The sequence below is a fragment of the Novosphingobium malaysiense genome (genome assembly GCF_000802225.1).
Classification (GTDB): domain Bacteria; phylum Pseudomonadota; class Alphaproteobacteria; order Sphingomonadales; family Sphingomonadaceae; genus Novosphingobium; species Novosphingobium malaysiense.
This window is the reverse complement of the sequence record NZ_JTDI01000002.1, coordinates 191,634-206,760: the sequence shown is the minus strand read 5'-3', so window position 1 is coordinate 206,760 and position 15,127 is coordinate 191,634. Positions and strand designations below refer to the sequence as shown.

The 15,127-nt window shown below is 63.5% G+C and carries 13 protein-coding genes and 1 tRNA gene; 10 read left to right on the top strand and 4 right to left on the bottom strand.

Going from position 1 to position 15,127, the window contains the following annotated elements; translation table 11 throughout:
* Positions 1-67 precede the first annotated feature (67 nt).
* The gene (locus LK12_RS05860; protein ID WP_039281559.1) at positions 68-496 is read left to right on the top strand and encodes an ExbD/TolR family protein; all 429 of its coding nucleotides are present in this window, start codon (positions 68-70) and stop codon (positions 494-496) included.
* A 21-nt stretch (positions 497-517) separates the two neighbouring features.
* Here the strand turns inward: LK12_RS05860 and LK12_RS05855 are convergent, their stop codons facing one another.
* Positions 518-2,986: a ligase-associated DNA damage response DEXH box helicase gene (locus tag LK12_RS05855; protein WP_039281556.1), complete on the bottom strand. Its 2,469-nt coding sequence runs from the start codon at positions 2,984-2,986 to the stop codon at positions 518-520.
* A 137-nt stretch (positions 2,987-3,123) separates the two neighbouring features.
* Here LK12_RS05855 and LK12_RS05850 point away from each other — a divergent pair, with 137 nt between their 5' ends.
* Positions 3,124-4,398 carry an MgtC/SapB family protein gene (locus tag LK12_RS05850; RefSeq protein WP_039280677.1) on the top strand — a complete coding sequence of 425 codons (1,275 nt, stop codon included), beginning with the start codon at positions 3,124-3,126 and terminating at the stop codon, positions 4,396-4,398.
* On the opposite strand, the gene pgmG is transcribed toward LK12_RS05850, so the two are convergent.
* The 3 genes from pgmG to LK12_RS05835 are packed head-to-tail and all read right to left on the bottom strand — an operon-like array spanning position 4,395 to position 6,906.
* Positions 4,395-5,789 (bottom strand): phosphoglucomutase/phosphomannomutase PgmG, encoded by a 1,395-nt coding sequence (gene pgmG, locus LK12_RS05845; protein WP_039280674.1) that lies wholly within the window; start codon positions 5,787-5,789, stop codon positions 4,395-4,397. The genes LK12_RS05850 and pgmG overlap by 4 nt on opposite strands.
* Positions 5,790-5,796: 7 nt before the next feature.
* Positions 5,797-6,087 (bottom strand): J domain-containing protein, encoded by a 291-nt coding sequence (locus LK12_RS05840; RefSeq protein ID WP_039280672.1) that lies wholly within the window; start codon positions 6,085-6,087, stop codon positions 5,797-5,799.
* 9 nt (positions 6,088-6,096) lie between these two features.
* On the bottom strand, positions 6,097-6,906 hold the full coding sequence (locus tag LK12_RS05835; RefSeq protein ID WP_039280670.1) for a division plane positioning ATPase MipZ: 810 nt from the start codon (positions 6,904-6,906) through the stop codon (positions 6,097-6,099).
* Between the two features lie 139 nt (positions 6,907-7,045).
* Here LK12_RS05835 and panC point away from each other — a divergent pair, with 139 nt between their 5' ends.
* The 8 genes from panC (at position 7,046) to LK12_RS05795 (ending at position 14,972) form a co-directional block, all read left to right on the top strand.
* Positions 7,046-7,906 (top strand): pantoate--beta-alanine ligase, encoded by an 861-nt coding sequence (panC, locus tag LK12_RS05830; RefSeq protein ID WP_039280668.1) that lies wholly within the window; start codon positions 7,046-7,048, stop codon positions 7,904-7,906.
* Positions 7,907-8,026: 120 nt separating this feature from the next.
* Entirely contained in the window at positions 8,027-8,800 is a 774-nt protein-coding gene (locus LK12_RS05825; protein WP_039280665.1) for a CsgG/HfaB family protein, read from the top strand.
* A gap of 537 nt (positions 8,801-9,337) precedes the next feature.
* A complete protein-coding gene (locus tag LK12_RS05820) occupies positions 9,338-10,024 on the top strand; it encodes a response regulator transcription factor (protein ID WP_039280660.1) in 687 nt (228 codons plus the stop codon).
* A complete protein-coding gene (locus LK12_RS05815) occupies positions 10,021-11,376 on the top strand; it encodes a sensor histidine kinase (RefSeq protein ID WP_039280658.1) in 1,356 nt (451 codons plus the stop codon). The genes LK12_RS05820 and LK12_RS05815 overlap by 4 nt, the downstream gene beginning before the upstream one ends.
* Positions 11,373-11,945 (top strand): hypothetical protein, encoded by a 573-nt coding sequence (locus LK12_RS05810; protein WP_039280656.1) that lies wholly within the window; start codon positions 11,373-11,375, stop codon positions 11,943-11,945. Before LK12_RS05815 ends, LK12_RS05810 begins: the two co-directional genes overlap by 4 nt.
* 152 nt (positions 11,946-12,097) lie before the next feature.
* Positions 12,098-12,171 (top strand) — tRNA-Gly (locus LK12_RS05805).
* 444 nt (positions 12,172-12,615) lie between these two features.
* A complete protein-coding gene (locus LK12_RS05800) occupies positions 12,616-13,173 on the top strand; it encodes a response regulator transcription factor (protein ID WP_231568280.1) in 558 nt (185 codons plus the stop codon).
* Between the two features lie 239 nt (positions 13,174-13,412).
* Positions 13,413-14,972 (top strand): sensor histidine kinase, encoded by a 1,560-nt coding sequence (locus LK12_RS05795; RefSeq protein WP_231568260.1) that lies wholly within the window; start codon positions 13,413-13,415, stop codon positions 14,970-14,972.
* Positions 14,973-15,127 lie beyond the last annotated feature (155 nt).

The following is a 15,127-nucleotide window of genomic DNA, read 5'->3' as shown; positions in this document are numbered from 1 at the left end:
GATTGGCAAATCGGCCCGCCGGCACTAAGGATAGGACAGGCGCGGAGCAGTCAGAGAGGACATGCTCATGCATTCTGCCGCGTCCACCCCGTCCACAAGCCCCATCGCCGCCATCAACACGACGCCGCTCATCGACGTGATGCTAGTGCTGCTGATCATGTTCGTGATCACGATACCGGCAGCGACCAACAGCATCGATATCGACCTGCCCGTCCAGGGCAAGCCCGGTCCCGTCCATCCCGATCAGCTGAAGAACAAGATCGTTCTTACCGCGAACGGCACGATCGAGTGGAACGGAACGGCGATCACGGCCGCGCAACTCGCCGGCCTGCTCCACCAGACAACGCGAATGCCGATCGAGCCGGAACTGCAGTTCGAACCGGATGCCGATACCAGCTATGCACTGGCCGCGCGCGTCCTGAACACCATCAAGGCTGCGGGCGTGACTCGCTTCGGATTCGTAGGGAACGAAAGGCATCGTGATTTCGGGAAGTGACGGGACCGGTTATCCGAATGCCTAATCCCCCTCCCTTTCGTCACTGTCCGCCGGATCGAGACGCATCGCCATCGAGGCGAGGCTTTCCGCCTCGGCCAGCAAGTCGTCGTCTGCGGCACCGGAGGGGAGGCTTTCACGCCCGATCATCGACAGCGCCGGCACGGATAGCGGACTGATCCGTTCCAGCCGTACATGATCGATTTCCCGGGCGGCCCGGTCCAGGAGATCGCCGATCCGCGCCACGTCGGTCATGCGTGCGCGGGCATCGGCCCAGGCGGCTTCTATCAACAGGTGATCGGGCTCGTACTTGCGCAAAACGTCGTAGATGAGGTCGGTGGAGAACGTCACCTGCCGTCCCGACTTGCGCTTGCCGGGCTGTTGCCGCTCGACGAGACCGGAAATCACCGCCACTTCGCGAAAGGCACGACGCAGCAGGTAGCTCTGCTGCACCCAGTCGACGAACTCATGCGTGAGAATATCGGGCGAAAGCAGCGCGGCGGGATCGTCCACCGGCTTGAGCGCCCAGACCACAAGCGTGTAGTCGGTTGCGACAAAACCGAGCGGGCCGAGCCCTCTTTCCTCCATCCGCCGCGTGATCAGCATGCCCAGCGACTGGTTCGCCGGCCAACCCTCGAACGTGTAGTAACTCGTGTAGGCGAGATCGCGGTGAGGGAAGCTCTCGACCAGCAGCCGTCCGGGCGCCGGCAGGTGCGAACGCCAATCCTGCACTTCCAGCCATTCACGCACGTCATCGGGAAAGCGCGCCCAGCCCGCCCGGTCGGAAAGCATCTCGCGCACCCGGTCGGCCAGATGCGTGGAGATCGGCATGCGCTGTCCCATGTAGCTCGGGATCGTCGCCGAACGCTTGGCGGCCCTGACAATCAATTCCAGGTCCTTGAGCGATTCCACCTCCAGATCCATGCCGGCGAAGCGAAACGTATCGCCCGGTTCCAGACTGGCACCGAAGCCTTCCTCGACCTTGCCCAGCGAGCGGCCGTTGCGAAAGCGCACGTCCAGCATCTCGGCATCGACGATGATGCCGGCATTGAGCCGATGTCGCGCGGCATGCTCCGGATGTGTCAAGCGCCAGGAGCCGTCCTTTTCGCGCACGATCCGGCGAAAGCGATCGTAGGAACGCAGCGCGTAACCGCCTGTCGCGACAAAATCGAGCACACGCGCGAAAACGGCTTCGTCGACCCAGGCATACGCCAGCGATGACCGCACCTGTGACAACAGTTCCGCCTCGCGGAAGGGGCCTGCGCAGGCGGCAGCCATGACATGCTGTGCCAGCACGTCGAGCCCTCCCGGCCGGAACGTCTCACCATCGCGCTGGCCTTCTCGCACCGCCTGCTGGGCGGCAAAGGCTTCGAGAAATTCGAAGCGGTTTCCCGGTACCAGCAGCGCCTCGCTAGGGCAGTCCAGCCGGTGGTTGGCGCGCCCGATCCGCTGCAGGAGGCGCGAGGATCCCTTGGGCGCGCCCATCTGCACGACGAGATCGATGTCCCCCCAATCGATGCCGAGATCGAGACTGGCAGTACAGACCAACGCCCGCAACTCGCCGCGCGCCATCGCGCCTTCCACTTTTCGGCGTGCTTCCTTCGAAAGCGAGCCGTGGTGGATGCCGATGGGCAGGTTGCCCTCGTTGGCATCCCACAGTTCCTGGAAGATGTATTCGGCAAGAAACCGCGTGTTGGTGAAGACAAGCGTCGTGCGGTGCGCCCTGATCTGTTCGATCAGTTGCGGGATCGCCCATGTCGCCGCGTGGCCACTCCACGGGATGCGCTCTTCCTGCGGCAGCAGGATATCGAGTTGCGGGTCGGCTCCGGGCTCGCCCTCGACCAGAGCTACGCTGTCGATGTCCCCCCATGGCGCGAGCCAGCCACGATAGGCATCGGGATCGGCCAGCGTGGCCGAAAGCGCGACGCGCTGCAGGCCCGGACTGAGCGCCTGAAGCCGGCTCAGGGAAAGCGCCAGCAGGTCGCCGCGCTTGCCGGTGGCGAAGGCATGGACCTCGTCGATCACGACACGCTGCAGGCGGCCGAACATTTGGGGCGCCTCCGGGTAGCTGAGCAGCAGCGACAGGGATTCCGGCGTGGTGAGCAGCACGTGCGGCGGCCTGGCGCGTTGCCTCGCCTTGCGATCGGAAGGGGTATCCCCGCTGCGCGCCTCGACCCGGATGGGCAGCCCGATTTCCTCGATCGGCGCAATCAGGTTGCGCTGCACGTCGTGCGCAAGGGCCTTCAATGGCGAGACATAGAGGGTGTGCAACCCTTCAGGCACCGGATCTTTGCCAAGGCGGCTGGGGGAGAATGCAGCCAGCGTCGGCAGGAACCCGGCCAGGGTCTTGCCTGCACCCGTATCCGCGACGAGGAGGGCGTGCTTGCCGGCATCGGCAGCGGCGAGCATCTGCGCCTGATGCCTGCGCACGCGCCAGCTGCGCGCATCGAACCACGCGCCGATCTCGGGCGGAACCTTGCCCGCTTCGGTCATGGGCGCCTGCCTGCAGATCTGGAGTGCCGCATCATGGAATGCGTGGAGCATATAAACGGCCTTCACGAAAGGCGGTCCCTTGCGAACGTGCCCATCTTGTCCGATGAGCGCCGGCAACCACAGCAAACAGCATCCCGATGACCGCACTTCCCGGCTATTCCCACCTGATCAATATCGCGATGGCACTCGCGCTCGGCCTCCTGGTGGGCCTGCAACGCGGCTGGGTGCTGCGTGAACAGGCCGCGGGATCGCGCTTTGCCGGCTTTCGCACTTTCGCGCTCATGGGCCTCGCCGGCGGGATTGCAGGGATACTGTTCGATGAGGCGCGCGGCCCGGCCACCGGCCTGCTTGTTGCGGTCATGCTCCTCGTACTGCTCGGCTACGAACGCACCTCCCGGTTGAGCGGCCGAATCGACGGAACCTCCGGCGTCGTTGCGCTGCTGACGCTGGCCAGCGGCTTTCTGGTCGGCATCGGAGAGCGGCTGACCGGGACGACGATTGTCGTGGTCATGGTGCTGATACTGGCCATGCGCGCGCAGCTTCATCGCTGGGTCCGCCACCTCTCCGAGAAGGAGATGATTTCCATCGCGCGCTTCGCCCTGATTGCGCTCGTGATCCTGCCGCTGCTGCCCGACCAGCCGTACGGCCCCTATGACGCGTGGAATCCCCGCAAGCTGTGGATGGTCGTAGTGCTTGTCTCGGGTTTCTCGTTCGCGGGCTATTTCGCCGCGCGCATGCTTGGACCTACGCGCGCGGTCATCGCGACGGCTGCGGCCGGATCCATGGTGTCCTCCACCGCCGTCACCGCCTCGCTGGCGACGCGAATGCGTGACGGAACGGAGGGCACGCCGATCCTCGCAACCGGCATCTCCGCCGCCTCCGTGGTCATGTACCTGCGCGTCGCCGTGCTGACCGCGGCGCTGGCTCCCTTTGCCCTCCTCCCGCTGATCCGGCTGATACTACCCGGAATGCTGGTCAGCCTGGTCATCGCCGGTTGGTATCTGCGCAAGGTGCCGCGCGGGCCATCGGGCACGCAGGAGGAGGAAGTGCCGATGCGCAATCCCTTCGACCTTGCACCGGCCTTCCTGCTGACTGCGCTGGTCATGGCACTCACCGTCGCTGCACGCTGGGTGCTGCAGCACTTCGGCGACCGCGAGCTCGCCCTCGTCCTTGCCGTATCCGGCACCGTCGACGTCGATTCGACGATCATCACCATGGGCAACCTGCCGACGGACACGCTGCCGCAAACCACCGCGGCACTGGTTCTGGCGTTTTCGGTGACGCTCAACACGCTGTTCAAGGCATTCGTGTCGGCCAGCGTGGGAGGATGGACAAAGGGCAAACACGGGGCCCTGCCCCTCGTCGCCAGCGCGATGGCCGTCATCGCCGGTGCGCTGGTGGTGATATTCTAGCCGCGCGAAAGTCCCGACAGGGCCAGTTGCGCATCGATCTGCCGCACCAGTCTCTGCAATCCGTCATCGGTGTCGCTTTCGGCGCGGGCGGTGAGCACGTCCTGCGTGTTGGATGCTCGCAGCAGCCACCAGCCGTCCTCGGTGTTAACGCGAACCCCGTCGATGTCGACGAAGTCGGCACCGTCTCCGGCGAGCCGCTCTCGCACCTCTTCGATCGCTGCAAACTTGCGGTCTTCGTCCACGTGAAAGCGCAGTTCGGGCGTATTGAACGTAGCGGGCATCGCCGCGCGCATATCCGTCAGGGATGAACCCAGACGGACCGTCGCCGCCATCAGCCGCACAGCAGCGTAGAGACCGTCGTCGAAGCCGAAGTAATCGTCGGCGAAGAATACGTGGCCGCTCATTTCCCCGCCGAGCGGCGCCCCGATCTCGAGCATCTTGGCCTTGATCAGCGAGTGCCCGGACTTCCACATCATCGGATGGCCGCCGAACCGTGCGATGGCGTCGAACGCCAGGCGGGAAGCCTTCACGTCGGCAACCACAGTCGCTCCCGGGACGCGCCGCAGCAGGTCCTCGGCAAAGATCGCCAGCAACTGGTCACCCCAGATGATGCAGCCGGTGCCGTCGACGGCGCCGATCCGATCGGCATCGCCGTCGAATGCCACCCCGAAATCGAGCTTCTCCTTCGCGACGAGCGCGCGAAGGTCCGCGAGATTCGCGGCGATGGTGGGATCGGGGTGGTGGTTGGGAAAGTTTCCATCGACTTCCGTGAACAGGAGATGGTGCTCGCCCGGGAGCCGGGACGTCAGACGTTCCACTGCCGGTCCGGCTGCGCCGTTGCCCGCATCCCAGCCGACCCGCAAACCCGTCAGCGCATCGGCAGGTATTCCGGAAAGACCTTGCAGCAGGCGTTCGACGTAGGCCTCCAGAACGTTGCGCGCCTCGCAGCCACCTGTCCCCGCATCCCAGTCTCCGGCCGCCGCCAGGTCTCCAAGATGCCGGATGTCGGCTCCGAAGAAGGGCTTTCCGCCCAGCACGAACTTGAAACCGTTGTGATCGCGAGGATTGTGGCTTCCGGTAATCTGGATACCGCCGTGAACATCCGGTTGGGACGCTTCGGCAAAATAGAGCATCGGCGTGGCCGCAAGACCGATGCGAACGACATCGATCCCGCTCGCGATGATCCCTTCGACGACGGCCGCTTCCAGCATGGGCGAACTGAGCCGGCCGTCATAGCCCACGACTATCCGGCATCCGCCACTGCGCCGCAGCACGGTGGCGAAGGAGCGGCCGACGGCATAGGCATCCTGCCCGTCCAGTGTCTCGCCGACCACGCCGCGAATATCGTATTCGCGCAGGATCGTCGGCTCGAAACGATGGCCTACGCCCACGCCCGCCTCAGGATGGGGTTTCCGCAGGCAGTTCTGCCAGCAGCAGGTCCCGCGCAGCATTCGCTTCGTGGACCTGATCGCTGCTGCCGCCGCGGTCGGGATGGACAGCGGCAATGCGGCGGCGATGCGCCTCGAGAATGTCCCTGCGGCTGGCGCCGTCAGGCAAGCCAAGCACCTCGCGGGCGTGGGCAAGTGCGAAGGATTGTCGCACCCGCAGCTTCTTTTGCCAGGGCCAGCGCCCGGTAAACAAGCGCCAGGCGATGCACGCCAACGCTATCAGCCAGAGCAGCTTGACCACCGCCCGATCCTATTGCGCCGCGAGCGCAAGATCCTGCTGCCCGCGCGACGGCATCGGCAGGTTGAGCCCGGCCACGAGGCTGCGCAGTTCCTGCCGCGCCACGAGATGGCTGGTGCCGAGTTCGCCCAGAAAGCCCTTGTCGAGCAGCGTCAGCCCCGACGGAAACAGCTCGCGATAGATGACGCGTTCGGACAGGCCGCTGGCCACCCGGAAGCCGACGCGCTTGGACAGTTCCTTGAGGGCACCTTCGAGACGACGCATGTTGCGCGCCTCGACGTGCTGCACACGGTTGCGCACCACGACCCAGTCGAGGTCGCGGCGGCCTTCCTCGAGGGTTTTCATGCCGCGTTTCTTGCGCGTTTCCCACATGAGTTCGGCATAGAACGAGAGCTTCTTGACCTTGAAGGTTTCGCCCTCGACCTGGCCGATCAGGTCGAAGTCCACAAAGCTGTCGTTGAGCGGCGTCACCAGAGTATCGGCAGTCGTCGCGACATGGCGCGCGAAGGGATCGTCACGGCCCGGCGTATCGAAGATCAGGAAATCGTAGCCCTCCGCGATCTGCTCCGCGAGATCGTCGAGTTCGGTAATGTCGTCACCGTCGTAGACCGCAAAGCGCGCACCGGGCAGTGCAATCTCGCGACGGCGTTCGGTTTCGACGCGGTTCTCGAGGTAGCGGAACAGCGTCCGCTGGCGCGGATCGAGGTCGATCGCGGCAACATTTGCGCCCTGGTAGGCAAGTGCAATGGCGACATGCACGGCGGTGGTGGACTTACCGGTACCGCCCTTTTCATTGGCGAAGACGATGCGATGCGCTGTCACGAACTGGTGATCGCTTTCCTGCTGCGGGGCCGGTCCGCCGGCCCTCGTGAGTTCAAATCCATTGCCGCACAGGGCGCGCTGCGGCTAAGGGCTGGCGCGTCTGCCGGTCAAGCGCATCATATCGGAGCAGCCACAGCCAATGCAAACCGTCCACAGCCTTGATCCACTGCGCAGTGCAGTCGCCCAACTGCGCGAAGCGGGAACGCTGGCGCTCGTCCCGACCATGGGCGCCCTGCACGACGGCCATCTGACCCTGGTGCGCGAAGCGAGGAAGCGCGCGGCGCGCGTGGCCGTCTCGATTTTCGTCAATCCACTGCAGTTCGGCGCCGGGGAGGACCTGGACGCCTATCCCCGCCAGTTCGAACACGATTGCGCGCTGCTCGAGGGAGAAGGCGTCGATCTGATCTGGGCGCCCTCCGTGGAGGTCATGTATCCGCAGGGCTTTTCAACCAACATTTCCGTATCCGGCGTCAGCGAAGGCCTTTGTGGCGCGGCCCGGCCGGGGCATTTCGACGGGGTCGCCACCGTCGTGTGCAAGCTGTTCCACCAGGTCCTGCCAGACCTCGCGCTGTTCGGAGAGAAGGACTGGCAGCAACTCGCGGTCATCCGCCGCATGGCCCGCGACCTCGATCTAACCCGGCCGCATGCGGATGCCATCATGGGCGTGCCGACCGTTCGCGAGGCGGACGGGCTCGCGATGTCCTCCCGCAATGCCTACCTGACGCCGGAACAGCGGACGCAGGCCGCTGCCCTGCCGGCCGCGATGAACGAGGCCGCGGCCGCGATAGAGGGCGGCAAAACCGTCGAGGCCGCGCTCGCAGACCTGGAAACGGCGTTGCTCGCAGCCGGATTCGCGTCGGTCGACTATGCCGACCTGCGCGATGCGGAAAACCTCGAGTTGCTCGGTCGTCCGACATCCCGGCCCATGCGGCTGCTCGTCGCCGCCCGGATTGGCAAGGCTCGCCTTATAGACAACTTGGCCGTCCGACCCGCTGTCTGATAGTATCACCTCACAGTCATCGTCATTTGCCCGAAGTTTTCTTGGGGCATAGGTTCCTGCATATTCATGGAACCGGGTAATCCGCACGTCCGCGCGCGGCAGTAACAGGGAGGATATTTCATGAAAAAGGTCATCTGCGCACTCGGTGCGCTTGCGGTTTCGCTCACGGCATCTACGGCTTTTGCGGAAAGCAAGTCGTCCGCCCGCCAGGCGCAGGAGCGGGGTACGCAGGAAATTCCCGTTTGCACCCGCAACCTCGGCACTGTCGCGATCGTCGAACCGGACAACAAGTGGTGGCGCGAACTCAGCCTCGGCAGTCCCGAGGCGATCCTGCGCGTGTTCGTCCAGCGCTCGGGATGCTTCACCCTGGTCAATCGTGGCCGCTCGATGCACAACCGCGCCATGGAGCGCGCCCTTGCCGATCAGGGCGAATTGCAGGCCGGATCCAACCTCGGCAAGGGCCAGGTCAAGGCGGCCGATTACTTTCTCCAGCCCGACATCGTTTCCACCAACAACAACTCCGGAGGCACCAATCTCGGCGGAATTCTCGGCGGGATCGGCGGAGGCCTGTTCGGCCGTAGTGTCGGCGCCGTCGCGGGCGGTCTCAACATCAAGAAGGGCGAAGCGAACGTGACGCTCTCGATCGTCAATGCGCGCACCACCGTGGAAGAGGCGCTCACCGAGGGCTATGCCCGCAAGTCGGACGTCAGCTTCGGTGCAGGCGCCGGCGGCTTCTTCGGTGGAACGTTCGCTGCGGCCGGCGGCGGTGGTTACCAAAACACCAAGATCGGTCAGGTCATCGTGCTCGCCTACCTCGATGCATATACCAAACTGGTCACCCAGCTCGGCGGCCTGCCCGTCGACGCAGCGGCTGCCGCACCCGTCGCCAACTGACGGCGCAGTCACCGGCATTCGTGAAAGGGCGGGCCTGCCGGTCCGCCCTTTCACGTGCATTTCCGGGCATGTGCGCATTGGGGGTAGAGGCGTATCTAACAAACTTTGTCAGAGGATCGACCAACCCGCGCGCCGTAACATTGCGCTTCATCGAAATCGAATCGACACGCCTGCGAGGACCCGCGATGAAGTCTTCCGAAGAGCAATCCCGCAAGATCGCGAATGCGATCCATTGCTTTGTCAGAGGTGCCGTGTCGCGCCACTATCGTTCAGGGGAAGCGAGCGCTCCGATCCCAGACCCCTTCAACGGCGTTCCGTGACCCCCCGCCCTGTGCCGAGCCTTCCAGCAACCGGGATCAACAGCACCGCACCGTCTGTACCCGGAAGCCACAAGGCTCGGCACGGGCATTCCCGCCCGCGCTAATCGAACGCATCGCCTCGATTGCGCGGGCGGGAATTCCAGAGTCCGTTGCGAAGTCGGGGCCGGATGTGCAGTATTGGGCGTTGCGGGGAGCAGCAGGGGAGCAGCAGGGGATCATGAGCGGGCTCAACATCCTCTACATCGAGGACGATGCTCGCGCGGCATCGCAGGTCCAGGAGGTAGCCGCCGAATCCGGTGACGCCGTGACCTGGGTCGCGACCGGCAACGATGGACTCTTGCGTGCCGGCGTCGAACGCTTCGACGTGATCATTCTCGACCGCATGCTGCCCGACGTCGACGGCCTGACCATCCTTTCGCGCTTGCGCGACAGCGGCATCGGCACTCCCGTTCTCATGTTGTCCGCACTCGGCCGCACCAGCGACCGGGCCGAAGGGCTCGACGGCGGCGCCGACGATTACCTGGCAAAGCCTTTCGAGGCCGAAGAATTGCTCGCCCGGCTGCGCGCGCTCCATCGGCGTGCCTCGGGGGGCACGCATAGTGCCGTCATCCTCTACGGCGCCTTCGAATGCCATGTGAAGGCCCGTACGGCGTTCCGCGAGAACCGGCACCTGTCGCTCAGCCCCAAGGAATTCGAACTGTTCCACTACTTCATGCAGAATGCCGGGGACGTGCTGACCCGCGAAATGCTGCTGCGCGACGTTTGGAAGATGAATTTCGATCCGCAGACCAACGTCGTCGACGTCAATATCGGTCGTCTGCGGCGCAAGCTCGAGGACGGCTTCGCCTCCCCCGCCCTCGAGACCATCTGGGGTTCGGGCTATCGGCTTCTGGACGGGCGGTGACGCACCTCGTTGCTATCCGCCATTCGATCTTCGCTCAGATTGTCCTTTGGGCCATCTTCACCGCCGCGGAGATCACGTTCGGGCTGTGGCTGCTGACGGATACGACGATCCAGCGAACCAACCATCTTGCCATGCAGCGAACGGTCGACCTCGATCTGGCCGGCATGGTGGACATATTCGCCAGTGGCGGCGCGGAAGAACTTTCCAAGCGCATCGAAGACCGGCTTGCCCTGCAACCGCGCAACGGCAACGCGGCGCACTATCTGCTTGCCAATTCTGCAGGCGTTCCCATAGCCGGCGACATAAAACGCTGGCCCAAACTCGACGCCAACGTTTCCGAAGCCGCCGAAGTTCATCTGGACGGCGATATAGAGGCCTTTGCCCGGGCTACCCAACTCGGCCCCGAGCTTCGCCTGCTGGTCGCCCACGAACACCACGATCTCGACGTGCTGCTGCGCCAGGTCGGACTGGCCTTTCTGACCGGCGGCATTCTCGCCGTGCTGGCAGTAGCCTTGGGCGGCTGGATGGCGGCGCACCGGCTCGCGGGCCGCCTCGAGAGGATCAACGCGGCATTCCGCCAACCCGACGATGCCGCCCTGGAGCAGCTCGCCAGAGGCTCCGGCGGCCGCGACGAAATCGACGAACTGACGGCCCACTCGGGCAATGCCCTCGCCCGGCTGCGGCAGCTTGCCGCGGCCCATCGCGAGACTACCGACCATGTGGCGCACGAAATGCGCACGCCGCTGATGCATCTCGACAATCGCCTCGTAAAAGCGCTCGCCGCCACGCCCGACGCGGAAACGGCCGCGCGCATCGCCGACGCCCGCACCGAAATCCGCGGCATCATCCGCATGCTCGAATCGCTGCTCGATATCGCCGCGAGCGAGGCCCGGCGCGGCGACAGGCATGGCCTTGCCCCTGTCGATCTCAGCGCCCTGGTCTCGCGACTGGGTGAACTCTATGCCGACAGTGCGGAAGAGTCCGGGCACCATTTCAAGGTAGATATAGAGCCGGGCGTCACCATCGAAGGCGAGGAAATGGCCCTCACCCGCCTGATCACCAACCTGCTCGACAACGCATTCAAGTTCGTGCCGGAAGGCGGCACCGTCTGGCTGGCGCTGCGCAAGGGACCACGCCTGATCGTCAGCGACGACGGTCCGGGCGTGCCGGATGACCTGCGCGAGGGAATCTTCGAGAAGTTCAGTCGTGGCGTGCGGTCCTCCTCTACCGAAGGTGCAGGCCTGGGCCTCGCGCTCTGCCGCGCCATTGCGGAGCGCCACCATCTGGAGATAAACCTGGTGGAGACGGACAAGGGAGCCTGCTTCACCGTCACGCCGGAGACGAAAAGATGAACCGCATCGGCATCACATGCTTTCTGCGCGCCGGGCTGACAGTGCTGGCGGTCGTATCCGGCCCTGCCGTCGGGGCCCAGGACGCGACACACGGCATCGGCGAAAAGGTCGCGCTTGCCTTGTCGAGCGCGCAAGCGGCACAGGCCAATCGAAACCACAAAGCGCTCGCCTCGGCGCTGGCTGTGATCGATCGCAGCGGCGCACACCCCTTGGTCGATTGGGATGGGGCCGACCCTGTGCCCCGATGGCGTACCCTGCTTGCCGCTACCGCGCCGCCCATGCGCGGCAGCCCGCTCGGGCCCGGCTACAGGAGCGGACAGATTCTGGCCGGTCACAGCGAGGCATTCGAACAGGTCTTCCTGTCCGGTCAGAAAGCCAGCATCGCCCTGTCGACGCCCGGCAATGCGCCGATTTCTCTGCGCGTCCTGGATTCCGATCACCGCCCCGTGTGCATCATGAGCAACAGGAACCGAACGTGCCACTGGGTCCCAATGTTCACCCAGCGCTACACCATCGAAGTGCGCAATCCAGGCGATCGCGAAGCCGAATATTTCCTCGTGGTCGAATGACCCGGCGACCTCCGGCGGCAGCTATGCCATTCCGGGACGATGAACGTTATTGACCGTGGGGCAGGGAATGTGGCAATTGCCCTCCGCTTGCGGGACCATCCTGTGAACCGCTAGCTTGACCATGGCACGAAACCCCGGTTTCCTGCGGGTTTGCGGGTGTAGCTCAATGGTAGAGCAGAAGCTTCCCAAGCTTACGACGAGGGTTCGATTCCCTTCACCCGCTCCAGCTATCAAGAAGGTGACTTCGGCGCGGCCTTTTCCGTGAAGGCAATTACGATGATGGCTGGAAAGCGGGCCTTCGCTTCGATTGCGACGCTCCTTCGAGCGAAAATCATCTGGCGCGCCCTAGGGCGGCGATTGCTCGTATTCAGACATCCCAACTTCCACGCGGCGTAGTGCACGGATATCTTAGTCGGGGAGGCACCTGGCGCCTTGGGCGTTCTCACTGCAAAGTAGGCGAAAGCCGTATCCTAAGGTAGCTAACATGGGTGATTTGACCAAGAGCGTAATGTCTTGCAAGAAACGCCGATTATTGCGTACTATTAGCCAACGACATTCGTCACATCATCGTAGGCGGAGCGATTTCGGGTAGGAAATACTGAACGTGTCGCGAGTTCTGATTGCCGATGATCACCCCTTTTTCCGGCTCGGCGTCAACGCCGTGCTGCAAATGGGCGGGCATCAGGTAATCGCCATGACCGGCGACGGCCACGCCACGTTGGATGCAATCAGACGGGAAGACCCCGAAGTCGTACTCCTGGACGTGCGCATGCCCGGTGGCGATGGAATTTCCACCCTCAAGGCGCTGCGCGAACGCCATGACGAACGCCCCGTGATAATCCTGACGGTCGAAATGACGAACGGGCAAGTGGCGGATGCAGTTCGGGCAGGCGTAAATGGCATCGTCTTCAAGCATGACAGTGAGAACAGACTTCTTGACGCGATAGATGCCGTTACCAACGGTCTTCCATATCTGGATGGCAAGCTCATCGAACATGCCTTGAGCACCCCGCCGGCATCTCCAGCTTGCCTCGCCATACTTACGCCCAAGGAACAGGAAGTAGCGGATCATGTGGCGCGTGGGCTACGCAACAAGGACATCGCCGCCCTCCTGGAGACCACGGAAGGAACCATAAAGGTCCACCTTCACAGGGTTTACACCAAGCTCGGAATTTCCAATCGTACTGAACTCGCCATGATGGCAAGAACCAATGAGACCGCACGATAGATTGACGCAAACCTGTTCCGTTTGACGACCTGGCAGGAGAACGCAATGTCCCGATGCCTGATAGGCACGGTTCCTGCCCGGCCGACGCCCCGCTACCCGTGCGGAAGATTGTGATCACTGCAGCAGCCCCACCCTCCAACCGGTTACTTCGACGCATCAGCAAGTTTTCCCGGCAAGCCTATGCGACGCACTATGGCCGCGCAATTGCAGCCAGTCGCGTCCTTGCCGCCGTCGTGCTCATGCTGTTCGGCTTGGCGGAATCGACCGCCCCTTCCTTTGCCGCGCGCCTGGATACCGTGTTGGCTCTTACATTTGGCGCCGTTGCTGCGGTGGCTTTCGTCATCGCCATACGGAGCTGGTATCTGGACTTCGTCCTTTCGAAGATCTTCATTGCCGTGGATGTGATGGCATTCATCGTCCTCACATTCATGCATACGCATGGCGACGCAGCTATGGTGGTTGCCGCTCTGTGGCTGCTGGCTCACGTGATTTTCGCCAGCACGCTGCGGTGGCAGTCCGGGATGGTGCTGTACATGGCCCTTGCCCTCGACACGCTCTGGTTAGCCGACATCTTCCTGTTCGAAATGCCTGGAAGCGGCGCAAACATCGCAGAGGCCCTGAGCTGGGCCCTTTTTGCCGTACTCGAGACGGTGGTCGTAGTCGAGGTGAGTGTACATAGGCTTGGAATAGCGCTGCCACGCTTTTACGGGGAGATACCGGATCCGGGCCTGCCGCCGGCAGCATCCGCATTGGGTTACGCGGCCAACCTCGTACGAGCCCAGGATGCCGTCCTGTGCTGGATCGACCCTGACAATCGCGGTTGCTATTGCGCCGGGCTGCGGGAACTGGACGAGAAACTCGCTCCGGCAAAACTAAGCTTTGCGGCAGCAGAAGGCTTCAGGGACCTCTCCCCCGCGCTTTTCGATGTTTCACGCAACCGCGCCATCATCTCGACTGGCAACGAGCTGGCTTTGCGCACCGCATCCACCGTTTCGGGACGGGCACTGCTGGCGGAACTGAAAGTGAAGACTGGAATCAGCATCCCGGTGGATGGCGAAGACGGGCGAACCTGGCTGATTCTAACCGGCATTCGCGCGCCTGGCTGGGGCCATCTCCATCTCGCCGCTGCAATTCGTGCAGAAATCGCGCAAGGCCTGGAATCGCAAATGGCGTCGATAGACGCTCTCAATTCAGCGCTCCTGCGCCTGCGTCGGACAGTAGCATGCGACTTGCACGACAGCGTGGCGCATTCGCTCGCCGGTGCCCGCTTCCTGTTGGTAGCGCTGCAAGCCAAAGTTGGCGAAAACGCAGAGCTTGCGGACGAGATTGACACCATCAAGAGTGCGCTGGGCGCGGAACACCGACACGTTCGCGGCCTCATAGCGCAATTGCGGGAAACAGAATCGGACCCGCGCGTTCGCAACCTGATCGAGGATATCGCCTCGGTGGGAGATGCCCTTGCCTTGCGCTGGCAGATTGAGGTCGAATTGCGCGAATGCGATTTTCGTATCGAAGTCGAGGTGTGGCTGTCGATGGAACTGCAGCAAGTCGTTCGCGAGGCCATTTCCAACGCCGTGCGCCACGGCAACGCCTCGCAAGTCACCGTCAGGTGCGTGCGACGGTCGGACGTGATCGAGATCGACGTGACCGACAACGGCAGCGGATTCACCAAGCCCGAAGCGCCGACGCTGCCCCGATCGATCAGCGAAAGGCTGGGCGAGCTGGGCGGATCGCTGGAAATCCATTCGAAACCGGGCTGCACCGCGCTTCAGATGAGTGTTCCGGTCAATCCCAATTGAATGCTCCTGATCAAACCATCACGTCCACCGACAATTCCTGCGAGATCTTTCAAGCTGCAAAGGTCCTACTTCTACGTCACGGACGGCTGCAGATTGGCTTCGAAGGATGAGTTTCGGGTGCGAATGCAGCCGGAAACAAGCAGGTCGGCATCAGC